Below are 20,491 nucleotides of genomic sequence, written 5' to 3' on the forward strand. Positions count from 1 at the left end.
CTGGTTCTCACCAGCGTGCGGGATATCTCCACTCTTTTTCTTATCTCATTATCCTAGTATCACTTCTTATTCCCAGTCAGTCCTAAATCAGTCCCAGTTCCTTCATCGCATAAGCGATTCCGTCCTCTTCCACCGACTTTGTCACAAACGTAGCGTAAGGCTCCAGCTCCTTATCATGGTCCGCCATCAGGATGCAGTTCTTTGCATACTCAAACATCGGCAAATCATTGGTACTGTCGCCAAACACATAGGCATCCTCCAGTGGAATCCCATAATGCTTCAGCACAATCTCAATGGCCGTCGCCTTGGAATGTCCGGCCGGCACGCACTCATAAAAGCCCTTGCCTCTGTCGATAGCCTTTATATCCGGCTCCAGCGTTTTTAACAGCCCTTCCCAGTCGCTGTTCTCATCGGTCAGCACACAGAACTTGTCATATTCATAACAGTCCTCCTCCCAGCTATAAGGCGATTCCTGGCCCGAATGCTTGACGGCCTCACGAATCTCCTCCACCACCGGTATCCAGGACTTCTCCTTGCGGAAATAGCAGGACTCCAGACTCTCCAGTACCCCGTCACATCCATAGCGCAGGATATCCTTCTTAATCTGGACGCCTCTCTCGTGGGGAATCCGGTGAGAGTACAATACCTCGCCTTCCGCCACCACATAAGTGCCGCAACCGCACAGGTAGCCGTCGGCCTCCACCATGCCCTTCACAGGCCCGATGTAGCCGTACGTCCTCCCGGAGTTGATAAATACCAGGTGACCGTTTCTGCGGGCCGCCGCAATGGCCGCCGCCGCGCTCTCCGGCACACCTCCGTTTAACTGATTAATCAGTGTTCCAGCTACGTCAAAAAATAATGCTTTCCTGCTCACTGCTCGTCTCCGCGGAACACAATCGTTCCTGTCTCCTCATCCATACTCTCCACAATTGCAAGAGATTCCAGACGGATTCCCTGTCTGCGGATATTGTCACCGCCTACCTGGAAGCCCTTCTCAATGACGATGCCGGCGCCTACCAGCTCCGCACCGGAATCCTTCACCAGAGCCGCCAGACCTTCTAGCGCTTTCCCGTTGGCCAGGAAATCGTCAATCAGCAGAACCTTGTCGCCTTCGCCCAGGAACTCCTTGGACACCATGATGTCATACACCCGGCCGTGGGTAAAGGATTCCACCTGGCTGGTGTACACATCCCCGGCGATATTCTTGGTCTTGTTCTTCTTGGCAAAGACTACCGGCACATCAAAGTACTGAGCCACCACGCAGGCAATCCCAATTCCGGAAGCCTCAATCGTCAGAATCTTGTTCACTTCCACGTCGGCAAACCGGCGCTTGAATTCCTTTCCAATCTCTCCAAACAGCTTGATATCCATCTGATGGTTTAGGAAACTGTCCACTTTCAGCACATTGCCGCCCTTAATCTTGCCATCTTTCCGTATCCTGTCTTTCAATAACTGCATCAAAGAATCCCCCTGTATCTTTTGAATTGATTTTATGCTTCTACTGCATTATCTGCGATAAATGATACCACTTTTTCAGTCAGGATGTAATTGTTCACAATGGTGTCGCCAACCATCTCAACCATGTTGTCCTTGTCCGCATAACCGAACTCGGTCGCCAAAGCGTCCTTGTCCTCCTCCGCAATGGCAATCCCTTCCGCATCCGCAATGGCCTTGACCACCAGGTTCTGCTTGCTGGCTTCCTCAGACATGGCTCTCAGCTGGGACTTGAACGTATCCAAATCGGAGCCGTAATAGCTCACCATAGTCTCCAAATCAATCCCTGCCTGGGATGCCTGGCTCTCGTAGTTGGAGAGCTGCTCATTGTAGTAAGCATCAACCGTAGCGTCCGCAACGGTAACCTCTGAGGAATCCATCACCTTCTGGAATACCTCGGACTTCTTCCGGTCGTCAGCATCAGCCTGAGCTGCAGCAAGGAGATTCTCCCTGGTAACTTTCCGGTACTCATCAACCGTAGCGGATTCCGTGTTCTCTTTAATAAATGCGTCATTCAGTTCTGCTGGTTTCGACTCCTTCACCGCATTGACTGTCACGTCAAATACAACGTCCTGTCCTGCCAGCTCCTCATTGTTCGGATACGGATCCGGGAACGTCAGGTTTAAGCTTAACTCCTGCCCCTTCACAGCATCAATCAGTCCATCCTCAAATCCATCAATAAAGGAACCGGAACCCAGCTTCAAATCATAGTCACTGCTTGTTCCACCCTCAAAAGCCACGCCATCCTTCATACCAACAAAGTCGATGTTCACGATGTCGCCCTCTTTTGCCGCGCGGTCTACTTCCGTCTCCACCGCGTGCTCATCGAGCAGCCCCTGAATCTCCGCTTCCACCTGCTCATCCGTCACCTCTACCGGAACAGGGGTATAACTCACTCCTTTATACTCACCAAGCTTCACACTGTCAACTGCTGCCTTTTTGCCGCATCCGGTCATGAGAGCTGCCGCCATCAATCCGCACATGCATACTGCTGTAATTTTTTTCATTCTTACTTCCCTTTTCTTTCCATAATGATTACCCGCCTCAAACGGCAGTTAACCTATGTTATACCATATTACCTCTTCAAAAAAAGTCTTTCCTGAGAATTAAGAAAAATTTCAGGGTTTTCCCATATTATACCGCAGTATAAAACGCACGGAATGCCTTATAAGTATTGTACACATCCAGTTTGGACGCCAGCTCAAACGGCGCATGCATGGACAGAATCGGCACGCCCAAATCCACCACGTCAATATTCAGATGCGCCACATACTGTGCGATGGTTCCGCCGCCGCCCGCATCCACGGCTCCCAGCTCCCCAATCTGCCAGTACACGCCTGCATCCTCCATCACCTTAATCACCTTCGCCATCAATTCCGCTCCCGCGTCGCTGGAACCGGACTTTCCTCTGGCGCCGGTATACTTCGTCAGCACACACCCCTTGTTCACATAGCAGGAATTATACGTATCGTACACTGCCGGGAATGTGGGGTCAAACGCCGCATTCACATCCGAAGACAGACACACGGAATTCCGAAACACCTGCTTCGGGTCCGCATCCTCCGCCTCAGCCAGATATGTGATATAATCTCCAACATAATTGGAATTGAGCCCCGTATTTCCCACCGAGCCAATCTCCTCTTTGTCCGTCAGAATGGTCACCGTGGTATAAGCCGGATTCACCATCTCGATCTCTGCCATCAGCGCCGTGTAAGCGCAGACACGGTCGTCCTGTCCGTAAGCTCCCACCAGACTGCGGTCCAGTCCCACGTCGCTGGCCTTATGAGCCGGCACCATCTCGATCTCCGCCCGCATGAAATCACCTTCCGTGATGCCATACTGCTCATACAGCAGCTTTAACGCCAGCAGCTTCACCGGCTCCTTCAACTCTTCCTCATCCACATAAGGCACGGAGCCAACCACAATATTCAGTTCCTCGCCCTTCAGTCCCTCATGAAGTTCTCTCTTATTCTGCTCCCCGGACAGATGTGGCAGCAAATCCGTCACACAGAACACCGGGTCCCCCGGCTTCTCGCCCAGGTTAATCTCCACCATCTCCCCATCTTTCTTAATCACCACACCATGCATGGCCAGCGGAATCGTCCCCCACTGGTACTTGCGGATACCGCCATAGTAGTGGGTCTTGAAAAATGCAATCTCGCTCTTCTCATACAGTGGATTCGGCTTCAAATCAAGGCGCGGGGAATCGATATGGGCGCCGTTGATGCGCACTCCCTCCGCCACCGGTTTCGTTCCGTATGTAGTGGCGATAACCGCCTTCCCCCGGTTGTTCATGTACACCTTATCCCCCGGCTGATAACGTTTCCCAGGTTCAAATTCCACATAACCGGCCTTCTTAAGCATCTCAACTGCCGCGTTGACACACTCCCGCTCCGTCTTGCCTCTGTCCAGAAATTCCTTATACCCCTCGCAAAATGCCGCCGCTTCCGCTACCTGCTCCGGCGCCTTCTGCCCGATATGAGGAAATTTCCATGTCAATTTTTCCTGTAACTCTTTTCCTGTCAACTGTTCCATGTCTTTTGTTCTCCTTTTCTCTTATCTCGTTTTCTTAACCCTATTTCCTTTAACCGCTTCTTATGACTGCCATTTGACGGTCACTTTACTGTCACGGCCATTTACTGAAATCCCAGTTCCTCACTGTCGAGCGCCAGCGTAAACGGCCCGTCATTCACCAGCTCCACCTTCATATCCGCCCCAAAGATTCCATGCTCCACCTTCGGCACATACATCCGGCACCGCTCAGTCACATGTTCATAAAGCTGCTCCGCCTTATCCGGCTTTCCCGCCCGGATAAAGCTGGGCCGGTTCCCCTTCTTACAGTCCGCATACAACGTAAACTGGCTGATCACCAGCAGCTCGCCACCCACATCCGCCAGGGACAGATTGGTCTTCCCATTCTCATCATGAAAGATTCTCAGCTTGCAGATTTTATCCACCATCTTGTCCGCTATCTGTATGGTATCACTATCCGCCACTCCCAGCAACAGCAAAAATCCCTTTCCGATGGCGCCAACCACCTCTCCATCCACCGATACACTGGCCCTGGATACCACCTGCAATACAACCTTCATATTCAACCTCCATCTAACACCTCTATTTTAACAGCACCCGCAGGTATTCCAGAAGACTCTCCGTCACATCCTCCCGGTACAGAACCTCCCTGGCCCGGACCGGATAGTCCGTGATCACGTTATCCACTCCCAGCACCCGCAGCCGCTCCATCTCATCCTTGCTGTTCACCGTCCACGCATGGACCGTCTTACCGGCTTCATGGCATTTCTCCATCATACTCTCCGTCACAAAGTTGGAGCGGATACTGATAAAATCGATATCTTCATTGTTATAGTACTCTCCATAAGCCGCCGACAGGATGTACCCCGTCCTGATTTCCGGCTGCAATTCCTTAATCCGCCGCAGATAATTTAAGTTGGTGGAGGTAATGACACACTGTTCCTGCATCTCATGGTCATTGACAAGCTCCAGCACCTTCTCCGGCAGACCGCTGGCATTACCCAGATTCTTAATCTCGATATTCAAATCAATTTTCCCTTTGGCGTAATCCATCACCGCCTCCAGCGTGGGAATCCTCGTCCCCTCAAACTCTTTGGAAAACCAGCTCCCCACATCCAGGTGCAATAGCTCGTCATAGGTCAAATCCGCAGTTCTCTTGTTCACTCCCGCCGTCCGTTTCAGCGTGGAGTCATGGCTTAACACCACCAGCCCGTCAGCAGTCTCCTGCACGTCAATCTCCACCCGGTCCGCCATCTCCTCCACAGCGGCCGCCAGCGCTTCCAGGGTATTCTCCGGCGCCGTCTTAGAGCTGCCCCGGTGGGCCGTTATCTCCGTCTCCACCACAACCGCCTTTGTGAAAATGTTTCCGTTATAAGCCGTGTCAAACAGGCACACACCGCTGGCAATCCCCAGAACAGCCACCACGATAACACCATTCTTCCGGCTCAGCGCCCGGTCCTGCCCGTAGTTGAAATCCCATCTGGCCTCATGCCTTACCCGGTTGTGCATCTGGTAATACCATACCGTCACCGACGCGAAATACACCACGCCGGACACGATACTTGCGATAAACAGCAGCGCCCACTCAATCCTGGCCCCCGCCTCCATCAGAAAGGCAAATTCCAGCGCCTTATCCACAAATGTCACCACAAACACGCCGGCAAACACCATGCACAGCAGGTAACACCCTATCAGCCCCAGCACCAGAAACACCTGGTATAACACAAACTGGGGCACCGCCAGCTTCCGTCTGCCAGCCAGCAAATCCCGGCTCAAGTTCATGCTGTCCCGGAAGGATTTCCGCTCAATCATGCACCCATGGGGCGCAAAGGTGGAAGGAATGGCAATCACAATAAACACAATGGCCACCACCAACAAAAGCACTCTCACCCAGCCCTCACCCAGCATGGTCTTCATCATGAAATCCAGGGGCTTCACATGGCTTAAGATCCGATATAAATAGTAAGAATTAATCAGAACTATCTCGATAAAGACAACGCCAAACAGCTTGACATTTCTCTTCTTTATCTCGTCCACCAGGTTTCCCACGCCCTCCAGGAGGATGTCCACCGGACTCAGGCGCAGGGAATAGGCCGCGCTTGAATAGGCGGCAATTAAGCCCCCCGCCTCAATCATCATCAGCAGGAGACCAACCAGGGTAATGCCCAGTATCACCAGTATTGTCCAGGGTTTTATGAGAAAATGCCCCAGGTTTCCCATAGTCAGATAACTGTATCCAGCCATCCGAAGGGAAAACCTGAGGCCATAGTTCACAGCCTGCAAAAAGACCGAACCGGTTATCAGCCGGTAGACGACCTCGAAGATAAGCAGATTCTTCAGATTCAATTTTATCATCTGATAGGTTTCTTTTGTCAATGTCTTCATCAGTTCCACCTTTCCAGGCCGCTGTCATCCGCTGCCTGGACTTACTTATGTCTTTTCCCGGATGTTCGAAGGCGCCGGCTCTGGCGCCTCCTCTTCCTCCTGGCCGTCCTGGCTCAACTCCAGAATGGCCTCATTCAGCGAATACATCTTCGCATCCAGCATATCCACCACATCCGCGCAGGCCTTCAATTCCTTCTGCAGATATGCGGGCGCATGGCCTTCGAACTTATAGTATATCTTATGCTCCAGGCTTGCCCAGAAGTCCATGGCTACCGTCCGAATCTGAATCTCCACCTTGGTCTCCACCGGTCCGTCCGACAGATAGATGGGAATCGTCACCACCATGTGGTAACTCTTATAGCCATTGGGTTTCGGATTCTTGATATAATCCTTCACATACAGCACCGTGACGTCACTCTGCCTGGATATCATATCCGCAATCTGATAGATATCCGAAGTAAAGGAGCAGATAATCCGGATGCCGGCGATATCGCTCAGCTTCTCCGTCATATTCTCCATAGTCACGTCATAGTTGTACCTTTTTAACTTCTTTACAATACTGTCCGGCGTCTTGAGCCTGGATTTTACATGCTCAATGGGATTATAGTTATAGATATGAACAAACTCGTTGTTCAGTATCTCAATCTTAACATTAATCTCCTTCAAGGCGGAACTGTACAAAAACATCAGTGATGTCCACTGGTCTATCTGGTCATAACTTTTGGGGATATTCATCATAAGCTATCCCTCCTTAAACTTACTGGATAAAACACTATAATTTCAAACCTTTCAGCAGGTCTCCAAGTCCTGTGGAGATGGCCCCGTCACCCTTGTAGTCAAAATCGATATGCTCGTCGGCCTCGGCTTTCGCCTCCTCCAGCACTCTCATGCTGAGACTGATTTTGCCGTCGGCCACGGAAAGGACTTTCACCTTAATCTTCTGGCCTTCCTTCAGCACAACGCTTGGATGTTTGATTCTCTGGGTGCTTATCTGGGAAATGTGAAGCAGTCCCGATACGCCGCCGTCCAGATTGACAAAGGCTCCGTAAGGTTTGATACTGTCCACGGTACCCTCCACGATATCGCCGGCCTTGTAGCTCTCAAGCGCTTTGCTCTTCTCCGCTTCCTGGCGCTCCTTCAAGATATCTCTGGCGGAAAGCACCAGACGCTTGGCCTCCGGGTCCGTGGTAATCACACGCACTTCCAGATACTGGCCCACAAACTCCTCCAAGTTCTCCACATAGCTTAAGGACAACTGGGATGCCGGAATAAATGCCTTCATCTCGTCAACGTAGGCGATAGCTCCGCCCTTCACAATCTCTTTCACCTTTACCTTGATGATGGTCTTCTCGTCCAGCATCTGCCGCAGCTCCTGCCATTTTTCAGCGTCAGGGGATTCATCCTCCACATAGGTTCTGCTGCGTTTCTCATCAAACTCCTTGAACGAGGCTTCCAGTTCGTCAGCATAATCGTCCATAGACTCTGCCACTTCCGGCTCCGCCGCCACAGTTTCCTCTGCTACTGTCTCCGGCTCTGCCGCCACAGTCTCCTCTGCCATCGGCTCCACAGCCGCTGCTGTCTCCGGCTCCGTCACAGCTTCCATTGTTTCCTGTCTTGTTTCTTCGCTCATATTCTTTCTCCTCCCGATATTAAGATTCATTATTGACATTATACTATAAATTTCCGATTCTACCTACTGTTTTTCCTACATTTTTATAGTTTTCTTTATAAAAATGTGTTATATTGAAGATAATACCGACATTTCAGACGATATACGAACAAATTTATTGCAACAGGAAGGAACACCATGAACGATATTATCGATATTCACACACATACCATTGCCAGCGGGCATGCATATAATACCCTCTACGAGATGGCCAGTTCTGCGGCGGAAAAAGGGGTCAGGGTTTTCGGCTGCAGCGACCACGCTCCCAATATGCCGGGAAGCTGTGACGCCTTTTATTTTATTAATTTCAAAGTGATACCGAGAGACTTGTACGGCCTCCATCTGCTGATGGGAAGTGAGCTGAACATCATCGACTACGAGGGGCACGTGGACTTGAGTCCCTTCTATTTAGAGAAGCTGGACTATACAATCGCCAGTCTCCACGAGCCATGCTACGATTCCGGCACTGTGGCCCAGAACACGGCCGCCTATCTGGGAGCCATCGAAAATCCTCATATCAACATCATCGGCCACCCGGACGACGACCGCTTTCCCTGCGATTACGACACCATCGTGGCGGCGGCCAAAGAACACCATACTCTGCTGGAGGTCAATTCATCGTCCCTCCACCCAAAGAGTCCAAGACCGGGAGCCAGAAAAAATTATGAGAAAATGCTGGAGCTGTGCAGACAGTACCAGGTTCCCATCATCATCGACAGCGACGCCCATATTTCCAGCAGTGTCGGAGACCACAGGCTGGCCCATGCCATGCTGGAGGAGCTTGCATTTCCGGAGGAGCTGATTGTCAACACTTCCATCGAGAAGCTGGTTCCTTATATTCCGGTTCTCGGTACCTACATAAGCGGGGAGTAAACGCCATGATTAACTTTCTGAATCTGGAGTATTTTCTGGTGGCCGCCGAGGAGCTTAACTTTACCAGGGCCGCCAAACGGCTCTATATCTCCCAGCAGTCCCTCAGCAATCACATCTCCAATTTGGAGAAGGAGTTTGATGTGGAGCTGTTTCACCGCACCTCCCCTCTGACCCTTACCTACGCGGGTCAGGCGCTCCGCGCAAAGGCCAGGGCCATTCTGGACCTTCGGGAGGAGACCTGCCAGGAGATTGCGGACATCAAGGATTTCTCCAAGGGACAGCTGACCATCGGCGTATCCCACACCAGGGGCTGCAAAATACTGCCGGAGATACTTCCCGTCTACAAGGAGCGTTTTCCCGGTATCCAGCTGCATTTAAAAGAGGGAAACTCCTCGGAGCTGGACGCGGACCTGCTTCACGGCGATGTGGATTTGATTATCGGCCTTCTGCCCTTTAAGGTGGAGAATATCGAGACCGTTCCCATCTGCGAGGAGGAGATTCTGCTGGTAGTTCCCGACTCCGTGCTGGAGAAAGCATTTCCCGGCAGGCTGTCGGAAATCAGGCAGCGGCTCACCAGGGACACGGACCTTTCCCTATTAAAAGAATGTCCGTTTCTGCTCATCAATCCCGGCAACCGGGTGCGCACCCTGGCGGATGAGATGTTTGAGGAGGCGCAGTTTACGCCCAACATCATCCTGGAGACGGAAAACATTGAGACGGTCATGGCCCTGGCCGCCAAAGGCATGGGCATCACCTTCTATCCCAAGATGTTTATCTCCAGCCACACACCTCTTCAGAATCTGGCAGCGGAACATGGCGGCCTGAATTTCTACTCGCTGAACTATCCAAAGGCCCATTCCGTGCTGGCGATTGGCTACCACAAAGGACATTATATGTCCCGGGCTACAAAAGAATTCATAAATATCGCTAAAGAGACCATATAATATAGGAAATTCCCGCTTGACACGGGACTGTATCGATGTTAGAATAAAATAGTAACGATTATTGTTATCGAAAAAGGAGTTGCTATGAAGACACTAAAGTACAGTCGACAACGGGAATCCATCAAGACCTGTCTGATGAACCGCCACGACCACCCTACCGCCGATACCTTATATATGAGTATCCGGGAGGAATATCCAAACATCAGTCTTGGAACGGTTTATCGCAATTTGAACCTTCTGGTGGAATTGGGCGAGGTGCGCAAGCTGAGCTGCGGTGAAGGCGCTGACCGCTTCGATGCGGATACCACCCCCCACTACCATTTCGTGTGCAGAAGCTGCGGAGAGGTTCTCGATTTACCTATGGAGACATTAGACTCCATGAATCAGGCGGCCCAGGAGTACTGCGATGGGGAGATTGACAGCCATATTACCTATTTCTATGGAACCTGCAATCAGTGCCTGAAAACAAATTCAAAAAAATTTAATCATTAAGTATTGACAATCAGAATCAGATGTGCTAAATTAATATCAGTAACAATTACTATTATTGTTAACCAAGAATATTCACAAAAATAATTATAAAAGAAAAGGAGAATATCATTATGAAAAAATGGGTTTGTACAGTATGCGGTTATGTTCACGAGGGAGATACTCCACCAGAGTTCTGTCCAGTATGTAAGGTTCCGGCTTCCAAGTTCGAGGAGCAGAAGGGCGAGCTGACATGGGCAGCTGAGCACGTAGTTGGTGTTGCTCAGGGTTCCAGCGAGGACATCATGATGGATTTAAGAGCAAACTTCGAGGGCGAGTGCTCTGAGGTTGGTATGTACTTAGCAATGGCAAGAGTTGCTCACAGAGAAGGCTATCCTGAGATTGGTCTTTACTATGAGAAAGCTGCTTACGAGGAGGCAGAGCATGCATCCAAGTTCGCTGAGTTACTTGGCGAGTGCGTAACCAACAGCACCAAGAAGAACCTGGAGTTAAGAGTTGCAGCTGAGAACGGCGCTACCGCTGGTAAGTTCGACCTTGCAAAACGTGCGAAGGCCGCTAACCTTGACGCTATTCATGACACCGTACATGAGATGGCCAGAGACGAGGCTCGTCACGGCAGAGCATTCGAGGGTCTGTTAAAGAGATACTTCGGCTAAACCATACAGGAACTGATACATCAGGGCGCAGCATAAATACAAAGCTGCGTCCTGCTTTATAAAGAGTCATGGGTCAAGAATATCACAAAAAAGATGGAGGTTATGTTATGTCAAAGTACGCAGGAACAAAAACAGAGAAGAATCTTATGGACGCTTTCGCAGGGGAGTCCCAGGCACGCAACAAGTATACCTATTATGCATCTGTTGCAAAGAAAGCCGGCTATGAGCAGATGGCCGCTTTATATCTGGAGACCGCTGACCAGGAGAAAGAGCATGCAAAGATGTGGTTCAAGGAATTCCACGGCATTGGAACACCTGACGAGAATCTGGAAGATGCCGCCCAGGGTGAGAACTTTGAGTGGACTGACATGTATGCACGCATGGCCAGAGAAGCCAGAGAAGAGGGCTTCGAGGAGCTGGCTGTGAAATTTGAGCTGGTTGCCAAGGTTGAGGCTGCACATGAGAGACGTTACCGCAAACTGTTGGAGAGCTTAAAGACTGGCAAAACCTTCAAGACCGATGCACCTTTAGGCTGGAAATGCCGCAACTGCGGATACATCCACGAGGGCGACGAAGCGCCGGATGTATGCCCATGCTGCGCACATCCAAAAGCATACTTTGAGCGCAAAGTAGAGAACTACTAATCACCATTGTAACTGTCATTGGAACTATAAAATTCAAAAAACGTCACAGAAAAGGCGGGAACATTTACGTTCCTGCCTTTTTTGTGACCACCGCTTCCAATTTTTTTCAGTTATTTGATTCTTTTTGTCATTTGGCGTAGATTTTATTTGAAAAATATATTAAAATAGTAAAATTGGTTGTATTATACATTTTTTTAGGCCAAGAAAATAAAACGGGAGGTTTCATATGGGAGTAAAACTGGACCAGGACTATCTCCTGGCGGTCATGAAAGCGCTGATTGATACCCCAAGCCCGGTTAGCTATTATGAGGAAATTAATCCGCTGCTGGAGAGATTTGCCCACGAGTTAGGCTACGAGGTCACCTTTGACCGCAAACGGACTGGTTACATCAAGGTTCCCGGAAAAGACACCGGGAAGACCATCTGTATCGGGGCGCATCTTGACACCCTGGGACTGATAGTCCGCCGCATCGATTCCGACGGCATGATTCGGGTGCGCAACCTGGGAGGCATCAACTTTAACAACATCGAAGGGGAAACGGTGGTCGTACATACCCGGGACGGGAAACGCTACACAGGTCTGGTGGCCTGCCAGTCCCACTCCGTCCACGTCTTTGACGATGCAAGGACCCTGACAAGAGACGAAAACACCATGATGATTATCCTGGACGAGGACGTTCACTCCAAGGAGGACGTCAAAGCCCTGGGCATCGAGAACGGCGATATCATCTCCATCGAGCCGCGGTTCACCATTACGGAGAAGGGATTTATCAAATCCCGCTTTATCGACGACAAAGCATGCGTCGCCTGTGCGCTGGCTGTTCTCAAGTATTTGAAGGAACAGAACCTGACACCGGCCTGCAACACCTGGTTTGCATTCCCGCACTACGAGGAGATTGGACATGGGGGCTCCTACGTGCCGGAGGAAGTCAGTGAATACATTGCCGTGGACATCGCTGTCATCGGACCGGACCACTCAGGAACCGAGCAGACGGTGTCTATCTGTGTCAAGGACAATTTCTCGCCCTATGACAGAGAGCTGACCGACCGGCTGGTGACATGCGCCAGAGAAGCCGGAATTGACTATGTAGAAGATGTATTCTACAAGTATGGGACCGATGCAAGCGCTGCCGTGCGCGCCGGCAACAACATCCAGGCCGCGGCATTCGGTATGGGAACCTTCTCTTCCCACGGAATGGAAAGAACCCACATCAAAGGGGTGATGCAGACAGCCCAGTTAATCGCGGCATTTGTGTTACAAAACAATTAGGAAAATAGGAAAAGGAGAAACATAACATGAAAAAGAAATTATTAAGCGTGTTACTGGCAGGCGCAATGGCAGCCAGTCTGTTAACCGGCTGTGGAAGCAGCTCAAAGACATCAGGAGGCACTGACTCCAAGGGTACCATTACCATCGCGGTAAAATCAGATATATCCTCGTTTGACCCCCATAGCCACAACGACAGTATCTCTGCCACCGCCACAAGACATATCTACAACAACCTTGTCCGCCTGACAGAGAACAATGAATTCGTAGGCGACCTGGCAGACTCCTGGGAATATACGGATGACACCACCGTAGCCTTCACCTTAAAAGAAGGTGTGAAGTTCCAGAACGGTTCCGTACTGACCTCCGAGGATGTGAAATATTCTCTGGAGTCCCAGAAAGAATCCTCCAGAGTCGGACATCTGGTATCCATGATTGACTCTGTGGAAGTAGTAGATGACACTCACTTTATCATTCACCTGAATACTCCTTCCAACGCGTTAATCTCTTCTCTGAACCACTCCGGCTGTGCTATTCTTAACAAAGCCTATGTGGAAGAGCAGCTGGCCGCCGGCAAGAAAATTGAGGACGCTCCTATGGGAACTGGTCCTTACAAATTCGAAGAGTGGGTTCCGGGAGCTTCCTATACGTTAGTTAAGAATGAAGACTACTTTGACCCGGAGCGCGCTGCCCAGAACGACAAGCTGGTGTTCAAGATTATCTCTGAGGAGTCTGCAAGCACCATCGCTCTGGAAAACGGCGAGGTGGATTTACTGCTTCGTGTGCCTACCAATGACGCTGACAAGATTAGAAGTAATGATAAACTGAAACTGGAAGAATACACCAACACACAGGTGGAATATTTCTGTGTAAACGCAGATAAAGCGCCATTTGATGATGTGAAAGTCAGACAGGCATTAAGCTATGCGATCAACAAAGATGATATTTTAGTTGCCGCCATCAATGGCGAGGGAACTACTTTCGATAACTATATTGGTTCTGCTGCCATCGGTTATTATGACACGGTAACCAAATATGAATATAGTCCTGAAAAAGCAAAAGAACTTCTGGCGGAAGCTGGCATCCAGGAAGGTTTCACCTTCAACTGCTACTTAACCGGTGACGTTCGTGCAAGAAGTGCAACAGTCATCCAGGCTAACTTGGCCGAGCTTGGCATTACCATGAAAATCGAGCAGATGGAGGCTTCCACCTTCTATGAAAAGACCGGCAACGGCGAGCATGACTCCTGTATGGCAGGATGGGTTGCCAACGCAGAGCCTGACAACACCTACCGTCCACTGTTCACCAGCGTCAATGCAGGCGCCGGCGGTAACCGTTCCTTCTACCGTAACCCTGAGGTTGATGCTTTAGTGGATGACGCGGCAATCAACCGTGACAAAGATGCCGTAGCAAAAGATTACCAGACTGTTTTACAGACTCTGTCCGATGACGCTGTCTGGGTACCGTTATACTCCCCAACCGGTTTAATGGCTCACAACAAGGATTTACAGGGAGTTGTGCCGTCACCAATCGACATGCATGATTTTTATACCTTACACTACTAAAATGAAGTTTATAACCAGAACAACTGATTAAAAGGAGGATATAACCTTGCATAAATATGTTTTAAAGCGTCTTCTTATGCTGATTCCCGTTATATTAGGTGTTTCCTTCCTGGTTTTCTTCATTATGTCTCTGGCCCCCGGTGATACGGCCAGAACCATTCTCGGTGACAACGCTCCTATGGAAGCAATTGAAGCTCTGAATGAAGAATTAGGACTCAATGACCCCGTGTTAGTGCGCTATGTGCGCTACATGGGGAACTTGGTTCAGGGTGATTTAGGAACATCTTATAAGTCAGGACGGCCGGTATTCAATGAAGTGATGTCCCGGTTCCCTGACACGTTAAAGCTGGCCTTCTGGGGCATGGTATTTGCAATCGTGCTGTCCATTCCCATCGGTATTATCTCAGCAACGAAGCAGTATTCCTTTATGGACAGCGCCAGCATGGTGTTTGCCCTTTTGGGAGTTGCAACGCCTAACTTCTGGCTGGGACTTATGCTGATTATTGGATTTTCCCTGCATCTGCGCTGGTTCCCCTCAGGCGGTTCCGAGGGCTGGAGAGCTCTGGTGCTGCCAGTCATTACCCTGGGTACCGGCTGCATGGCCAATATTACGAGAACAACCCGTTCGTCCATGCTGGAAGTTATCCGCCAGGATTATATCCGTACGGCGAAGGCCAAGGGCGTAAACAGCAAAAATGTTATTTACAAGCATGCACTCAAGAATGCGCTGATTCCCGTGGTAACGGTTATCGGCCTGCAGTTCGGCTCCCTGCTTGGAGGCGCCGTGCTGACGGAGGCCGTGTTCTCCTGGCCCGGTATTGGCACCTATCTTGTCAACAGCATCAAGGCCCAGGATACAAACGCGGTTCTCGGCTGCGTCATCATTTTCTCCATCTGCTTTAGTATTGTGAATCTGGCGGTGGATATCCTGTACGCATACATAGACCCGAGAATCAAATCAAAATATAAATAAGGAGGTGACAACGTGAGTAAAGAACAAAACAAAAAACGCAGCATGGCTGCCGAAATCTGGCAGCGTCTGGTTCGGAACAAGATGGCTATGCTTGGTCTTGCCATTCTTATCATCCTGGTTCTGGCAGCAATTTTTGCCGATGTAATCGCTGATTACGATACAAAAGTTGTCACCCAGAACATTGCGGAGCGCCTCCAGGGGCCAAGCGCGGCTCACTGGTTTGGAACGGATGAATTCGGCCGCGATATCTTCGCCCGTCTGGTTCACGGTTCCAGAGTCTCTCTGGTAGTGGGAATCATCTCCGTGTCCGTATCCCTGATTATCGGCGGATCACTCGGCGCTTTTGCAGGCTTCTATGGCGGCAAAGTGGACAATATCATCATGCGTATCATGGACATTTTCCTGGCTGTGCCCAGTATTCTGCTGGCTATCACCATCGTGGCGGCCCTGGGTACCAGCTTGTTCAACGTGATGCTGGCCATCGGTATCTCCGGTATGCCAAGCTTTGCCCGAATCGTCCGGGCGGCCGTGATGAGTGTGAAGGACCAGGAGTTTGTAGAATCCTCCAGGGCCATCGGCGCGAACAGCGTCACCATCATTTTCCGCGAGATTCTGCCAAACTGTATGGCTCCCATCATTGTACAGGCAACGCTGGCTGTGGCAGGTGCTATCCTGTCCACCGCATCACTGAGCTTTATCGGACTTGGCGTGCAGCCTCCGTCACCGGAGTGGGGCGCCATGTTATCCGGCGGCCGTAACTATTTAAGGGACGCCATTCATCTGACGTTATTCCCCGGACTGGCAATCGTTATTACCATCCTGGCATTAAACCTGCTGGGCGATGGTCTCCGCGATGCGCTTGACCCGAGACTGAAACAGTAGGAGGCCGGATCATGACAGAATCAAACTATACCGTTGAAATTAAAAATTTGGAAATTAAATACAAAACCTCGGATGGTGTTGTCAATGCGGTCAACGGCATTGATTTAGCCATCAAAAAGGGGAAAACCCTGGGGCTGGTGGGCGAGACCGGAGCCGGTAAGACAACCACGGCTTTGTCCATCCTCCGCCTGGTACCCAATCCTCCGGGAGAGATTACCGGTGGAAGCATTACCCTGGAGGGCAAAGATATTTTCTCATACAGTGAGAAAGAGATGGAGACCATCCGTGGCGACAAGGTGTCCATGATATTCCAGGACCCTATGACCTCCTTAAATCCAGTGGTCACCGTCGGGGAGCAGATTGCCGAGGTTATCCAGCTCCATGAAAATACGGACAAGAAGGCATCCATGACGAAAGCCAAAGAGATGTTAGAACTGGTTGGTATCCCAGGAAACCGAAGCGGGGAATATCCCCACCAGTTTTCCGGCGGCATGAAGCAGCGTGTTATCATCGCCATGGCGCTGGCCTGCAATCCTCATCTGCTTATCGCCGATGAGCCGACCACCGCTCTGGATGTGACCATCCAGGCACAGGTGCTGGATTTGATGCAGAAATTGAGAGAGAAATACGGCACCTCCATGCTGATGATTACCCATGATTTAGGTATCGTGGCTGAGGTCTGTGACGAAGTGAGCATCATGTATGCCGGACATATCGTGGAGCACGGGACGCTGGAGGATATCTTTAATCACACCAGCCATCCTTACACGGAGGGACTGTTTGGTTCCCTTCCGGACATCGAGAAACGTTCGGAGGAGTTGAAACCGATTCCGGGACTGATGCCGGACCCAACCAACCTTCCATCCGGATGTCCGTTCCACCCACGGTGCAAATACTGCCAGGATATCTGCAAGTCCAGGATTCCGGGAAGAACCGAATTATCCGACACCCACACCGTATCCTGTCTGGCTTACGAGGAAGGCACCGGAGTGACGTTAGGAGGTGACAACTCATGAGTGAAGTCTTATTGGAAGTAAAGAATTTAAAGAAATATTTTGATACGCCAAACGGAGTGCTTCACGCTGTTGATGATGTCAGCTTCCGTCTGGAAAAGGGAAAGACCCTTGGCGTGGTTGGAGAATCCGGCTGTGGCAAGTCCACCACGGGCCGTGCCATCCTGCGGCTTCATGAGCCGACCAGCGGCGAGGTCATCTTTGAGGGAAGAGATATCACAAAACTTTCCTCACAGGAAATGCGGGGACTGCGCTCCGACATGCAGATTATCTTCCAGGACCCGTTTGCATCGTTAAACCCGCGAAAGACGGTCAGCGAGATCATTGCGGAACCGCTGCGTCTTCATAAAGTATATAAGAACAAACAGGACCAGGAAAAGCGGGTGCTGGAGCTGATGGAACTGGTGGGCCTCTCCGAGCGTCTCACCAACACCTATCCTCACGAGCTGGATGGCGGACGGCGGCAGCGTATCGGAATTGCAAGGGCGCTGGCCATGAATCCAAAATTCATCGTCTGCGACGAGCCGGTGTCGGCGCTGGACGTGTCCATTCAGGCACAGATCTTGAACCTACTGAAAAAACTTCAGAAGGAGCTGGGACTGACCTATATCTTTATCACCCATGACCTGTCGGTAGTCAATTATTTCTCCGACGAGATTATGGTGATGTATCTGGGAAAGGTGGTGGAGCACGCTCCTGCGGAGCAGCTGTTTGCCCATCCCACCCATCCTTATACCAAAGCGCTGTTATCGGCCATTCCGGTGCCGCGTCTGGGAGCCAAGAAGGACAGGATTCTGTTGAAGGGCGAGATTACCTCCCCCATCGATCCGAAGCCGGGCTGCCGGTTCGCACCGCGGTGTGAGTACGCAAAGGACTGTTGTTTCTCGGAATCACCGGAGTTGCAGGAGACGGAGAACGGACATTTTGTGTCCTGCCATTTCAGCAAGGATTTTTAGGAGGCATTACAATTAAATTTATAATCGGGAGCAATCTGACTTATGGAATATATAATTGATAACCAGTTCTTAAGGGACTGTCTGGAAGAGCTCATCAATGCGCCCAGCCCCGTCAGCTATTATGAGGAAGTGAATCCGGTGGTGGAGAAATATGCCGCCATGTTCGGATATCAGGTGACTTATGACAGAAAGCATACGCCCTACATTACCATGGAGGGGGAAGACAATTCCAAAACCGTGCTGATTGGTGGGCACCTGGATACCTTAGGGATGATGGTCCGCCGGATTGACGACGACGGCAGCATCCGTATCCGGAACCTGGGCGGGTTATCCTACACCAGCCTGGAGGGGGAAACGGTATGGGTTGTCACAAGAGACGGCCGGAAATACAGCGGCCTCTTCGCCTGCCAGTCCCATTCCACCCATGTATTTGAGGACGCCAGGAGCCTGGAGCGTGATGAGAACACCATGCTTATCCGGCTGGACGAGGAGGTTTCCACCAAAGCCGAGGTGGAGGCGCTGGGCATCCAGCACGGCGATATCATCTATGTGGAGCCGAGATTCCAGTACACGGAGAAAGGCTTTATCAAGTCCCGTTTTCTAGATGACAAGGCTGCTGTGGCTTCCATCTTCGGCATGCTGAAATACATGACGGAGCAGAAGCTGAAACCGAAATACCGGACCCTTCTGGCCTTCCCTCATTACGAGGAGATTGGCCACGGCGGCGCTTATCTTCCGCCTGAGGTGGAAGAGTTCGTAGCCGTAGACATCGGTCTCATCGGCCCGGACTACAATGGCAATGAGCACGCCGTCAGCATTTGCTGTAAGGATTTCCACTCTCCTTACGACAGAGGACTCACCACAAGAATCATCAACCAGGCCAAGAAGGCCGGCTGCGATTACGCCGTGGACATCTTCTACCGCTACGGCACCGACGCCAGCGCCGCCTTAAAGGCCGGCAACAACGTCTACGCCGCCGCCATCGGCATGGCCTGCTACTGCAGCCACGGCATGGAGCGGACCCATATTGATGGGTTGAACAATACGGCGAAGCTGTTGGTGGCTTACGTGTTGGATATCTAACAGGAACGAAAAATCTCCCATGGAAACCTAGTATAACTGGCTTCCATGGGAGATTTTGTATTATATCAGCTTCCGCACTGATTCCCTCTCTATCAGCTGCCCTTTCAGATAAACGCTGCTGTGGGGGGCGCAGGTCTGGGTCGTCACCTGGGATAACAGGCAGTCAAAAATGGCTTTGGATGCCTCTGGCAGGGAATGGCGTACCGTGGTCAGGGGCGGGTTTAAATATTTCACGTGGGGAATATCGTCAAAACCTACCACGGAGATGTCATTGGGAATTGTCAGACCGCTTTTTCTGATTCCGCTGTACACTCCATCCGCCATGGAATCACTGAACAGGAAAACAGCGGTTGGCCGGTCAGGGCTCTTCATCAACTCCATGGTTCTCTGGCAGGCATCCTCCTCCGACGTGACATCCCGGATGACCGTCAGGTTATGTTCCTGATGATATTGACTCCACGCCTCCATACAGCCCTCCAGACGTTCCTGATTATACTGCCGGTTCTTGTCATTACTATACAGAGCAATCTTTTCGTGGCCGTTTTGGATAAGGTATTTCATCGCCTGGCCTGCGGCTTCCCTGTTGTCAATGTTGAAGCATGGAGCATCCACATCGAATGTCCGGTTGACAATCACCATGGGAATCTCTCCGATATATGGTTTTACATGTTCCACGGAATCCGTGGCGGAAATGTAGAGAATTCCATCTACGAACAGATATTTCAGCCGCTCAAAATAGTCCCTCTCCTTCTCCACATCCCCAAGGGAATCACAGAGAATCAGGGAATAACCGGCCTCGGCGGCGCGCAGCTCCATGTATTTTACCGCCTCCGGGAAATAGGGATTGGTGATATCCGGTATGATGAGACCAATCAGCCGGCTGCCTCCCCGCTTTAAGCTTCTGGCCGCCAGGCTGGGTTTGTAATTTAAATCACTGACCGCTTTTAATACTTTTTCCTTCGTCTCCGGCTCCACAAATGCAACGCCGGACAGCGCTCTTGACACCGTACTTGGTGAAACTCCCGCATATTTTGCCACATCACGGATTCCCGCCATTTTTGCACCT

21 protein-coding genes are annotated in these 20,491 nt (G+C 50.8%); 12 read left to right on the forward strand and 9 right to left on the reverse strand.

Going from position 1 to position 20,491, the window contains the following annotated elements:
* Nucleotides 1-82: 82 nt before the first annotated feature.
* From HMPREF9473_RS21805 to HMPREF9473_RS21840, 8 genes are all read right to left on the reverse strand, one after another.
* Nucleotides 83-874, reverse strand: a complete 792-nt coding sequence (locus tag HMPREF9473_RS21805; RefSeq protein WP_006782386.1) for an HAD-IIB family hydrolase — start codon at nt 872-874, stop codon at nt 83-85.
* Nucleotides 871-1,458, reverse strand: coding sequence for a xanthine phosphoribosyltransferase (locus HMPREF9473_RS21810; RefSeq protein WP_006782387.1), 588 nt, complete (start codon nt 1,456-1,458; stop codon nt 871-873). The genes HMPREF9473_RS21805 and HMPREF9473_RS21810 overlap by 4 nt, the downstream gene beginning before the upstream one ends.
* Nucleotides 1,459-1,490: 32 nt before the next feature.
* On the reverse strand, nt 1,491-2,501 hold the full coding sequence (tig, locus tag HMPREF9473_RS21815; RefSeq protein ID WP_034859951.1) for a trigger factor: 1,011 nt from the start codon (nt 2,499-2,501) through the stop codon (nt 1,491-1,493).
* A gap of 127 nt (nt 2,502-2,628) precedes the next feature.
* Nucleotides 2,629-4,029 carry an aminopeptidase gene (locus tag HMPREF9473_RS21820; protein WP_006782389.1) on the reverse strand — a complete coding sequence of 467 codons (1,401 nt, stop codon included), beginning with the start codon at nt 4,027-4,029 and terminating at the stop codon, nt 2,629-2,631.
* Between the two features lie 101 nt (nt 4,030-4,130).
* Complete coding sequence (gene dtd / locus HMPREF9473_RS21825) at nt 4,131-4,586, reverse strand: D-aminoacyl-tRNA deacylase (RefSeq protein WP_006782390.1); 456 nt, start codon at nt 4,584-4,586, stop codon at nt 4,131-4,133.
* Between the two features lie 22 nt (nt 4,587-4,608).
* The gene (locus HMPREF9473_RS21830; protein WP_006782391.1) at nt 4,609-6,411 is read right to left on the reverse strand and encodes a glycerophosphodiester phosphodiesterase; all 1,803 of its coding nucleotides are present in this window, start codon (nt 6,409-6,411) and stop codon (nt 4,609-4,611) included.
* 45 nt (nt 6,412-6,456) lie between these two features.
* Complete coding sequence (locus HMPREF9473_RS21835; RefSeq protein WP_006782392.1) at nt 6,457-7,149, reverse strand: GTP pyrophosphokinase; 693 nt, start codon at nt 7,147-7,149, stop codon at nt 6,457-6,459.
* A gap of 34 nt (nt 7,150-7,183) precedes the next feature.
* The gene (locus tag HMPREF9473_RS21840) at nt 7,184-7,969 is read right to left on the reverse strand and encodes a S1 RNA-binding domain-containing protein (RefSeq protein ID WP_034860019.1); all 786 of its coding nucleotides are present in this window, start codon (nt 7,967-7,969) and stop codon (nt 7,184-7,186) included.
* A gap of 249 nt (nt 7,970-8,218) precedes the next feature.
* Between HMPREF9473_RS21840 and HMPREF9473_RS21845 the strand changes: the two genes are divergently transcribed.
* The 12 genes from HMPREF9473_RS21845 to HMPREF9473_RS21900 all read left to right on the forward strand — a co-directional run bounded on the left by HMPREF9473_RS21845 (nt 8,219) and on the right by HMPREF9473_RS21900 (nt 19,425).
* A complete protein-coding gene (locus HMPREF9473_RS21845; protein ID WP_006782394.1) occupies nt 8,219-8,953 on the forward strand; it encodes a phosphatase in 735 nt (244 codons plus the stop codon).
* Nucleotides 8,954-8,958: 5 nt separating this feature from the next.
* Nucleotides 8,959-9,897, forward strand: a complete 939-nt coding sequence (locus tag HMPREF9473_RS21850; RefSeq protein WP_006782395.1) for a LysR family transcriptional regulator — start codon at nt 8,959-8,961, stop codon at nt 9,895-9,897.
* Between the two features lie 84 nt (nt 9,898-9,981).
* Nucleotides 9,982-10,389, forward strand: coding sequence for a Fur family transcriptional regulator (locus tag HMPREF9473_RS21855; RefSeq protein WP_006782396.1), 408 nt, complete (start codon nt 9,982-9,984; stop codon nt 10,387-10,389).
* Between the two features lie 110 nt (nt 10,390-10,499).
* The gene (locus HMPREF9473_RS21860; RefSeq protein ID WP_006782397.1) at nt 10,500-11,042 is read left to right on the forward strand and encodes an NADH peroxidase; all 543 of its coding nucleotides are present in this window, start codon (nt 10,500-10,502) and stop codon (nt 11,040-11,042) included.
* 107 nt (nt 11,043-11,149) lie between these two features.
* Complete coding sequence (gene rbr, locus HMPREF9473_RS21865; RefSeq protein ID WP_006782398.1) at nt 11,150-11,686, forward strand: rubrerythrin; 537 nt, start codon at nt 11,150-11,152, stop codon at nt 11,684-11,686.
* Between the two features lie 226 nt (nt 11,687-11,912).
* A complete protein-coding gene (locus tag HMPREF9473_RS21870; RefSeq protein ID WP_006782399.1) occupies nt 11,913-12,956 on the forward strand; it encodes a M42 family metallopeptidase in 1,044 nt (347 codons plus the stop codon).
* A gap of 26 nt (nt 12,957-12,982) precedes the next feature.
* Nucleotides 12,983-14,518 (forward strand): ABC transporter substrate-binding protein, encoded by a 1,536-nt coding sequence (locus tag HMPREF9473_RS21875; protein WP_006782400.1) that lies wholly within the window; start codon nt 12,983-12,985, stop codon nt 14,516-14,518.
* Nucleotides 14,519-14,564: 46 nt separating this feature from the next.
* The gene (gene nikB, locus HMPREF9473_RS21880) at nt 14,565-15,491 is read left to right on the forward strand and encodes a nickel ABC transporter permease (RefSeq protein WP_006782401.1); all 927 of its coding nucleotides are present in this window, start codon (nt 14,565-14,567) and stop codon (nt 15,489-15,491) included.
* Between the two features lie 42 nt (nt 15,492-15,533).
* Nucleotides 15,534-16,373 (forward strand): ABC transporter permease, encoded by an 840-nt coding sequence (locus HMPREF9473_RS21885; RefSeq protein WP_080568931.1) that lies wholly within the window; start codon nt 15,534-15,536, stop codon nt 16,371-16,373.
* Between the two features lie 11 nt (nt 16,374-16,384).
* On the forward strand, nt 16,385-17,389 hold the full coding sequence (locus HMPREF9473_RS21890; RefSeq protein ID WP_006782403.1) for an ABC transporter ATP-binding protein: 1,005 nt from the start codon (nt 16,385-16,387) through the stop codon (nt 17,387-17,389).
* A complete protein-coding gene (locus tag HMPREF9473_RS21895) occupies nt 17,386-18,342 on the forward strand; it encodes an ABC transporter ATP-binding protein (protein ID WP_006782404.1) in 957 nt (318 codons plus the stop codon). Before HMPREF9473_RS21890 ends, HMPREF9473_RS21895 begins: the two co-directional genes overlap by 4 nt.
* Before the next feature lie 42 nt (nt 18,343-18,384).
* Nucleotides 18,385-19,425 (forward strand): M42 family metallopeptidase, encoded by a 1,041-nt coding sequence (locus tag HMPREF9473_RS21900; protein WP_006782405.1) that lies wholly within the window; start codon nt 18,385-18,387, stop codon nt 19,423-19,425.
* A 60-nt stretch (nt 19,426-19,485) separates the two neighbouring features.
* On the opposite strand, the gene HMPREF9473_RS21905 is transcribed toward HMPREF9473_RS21900, so the two are convergent.
* Nucleotides 19,486-20,481 (reverse strand): LacI family DNA-binding transcriptional regulator, encoded by a 996-nt coding sequence (locus HMPREF9473_RS21905; protein ID WP_006782406.1) that lies wholly within the window; start codon nt 20,479-20,481, stop codon nt 19,486-19,488.
* Nucleotides 20,482-20,491 lie beyond the last annotated feature (10 nt).

The organism is Hungatella hathewayi WAL-18680 (assembly GCF_000235505.1).
Lineage (GTDB): Bacteria > Bacillota > Clostridia > Lachnospirales > Lachnospiraceae > Hungatella_A > Hungatella_A hathewayi_A.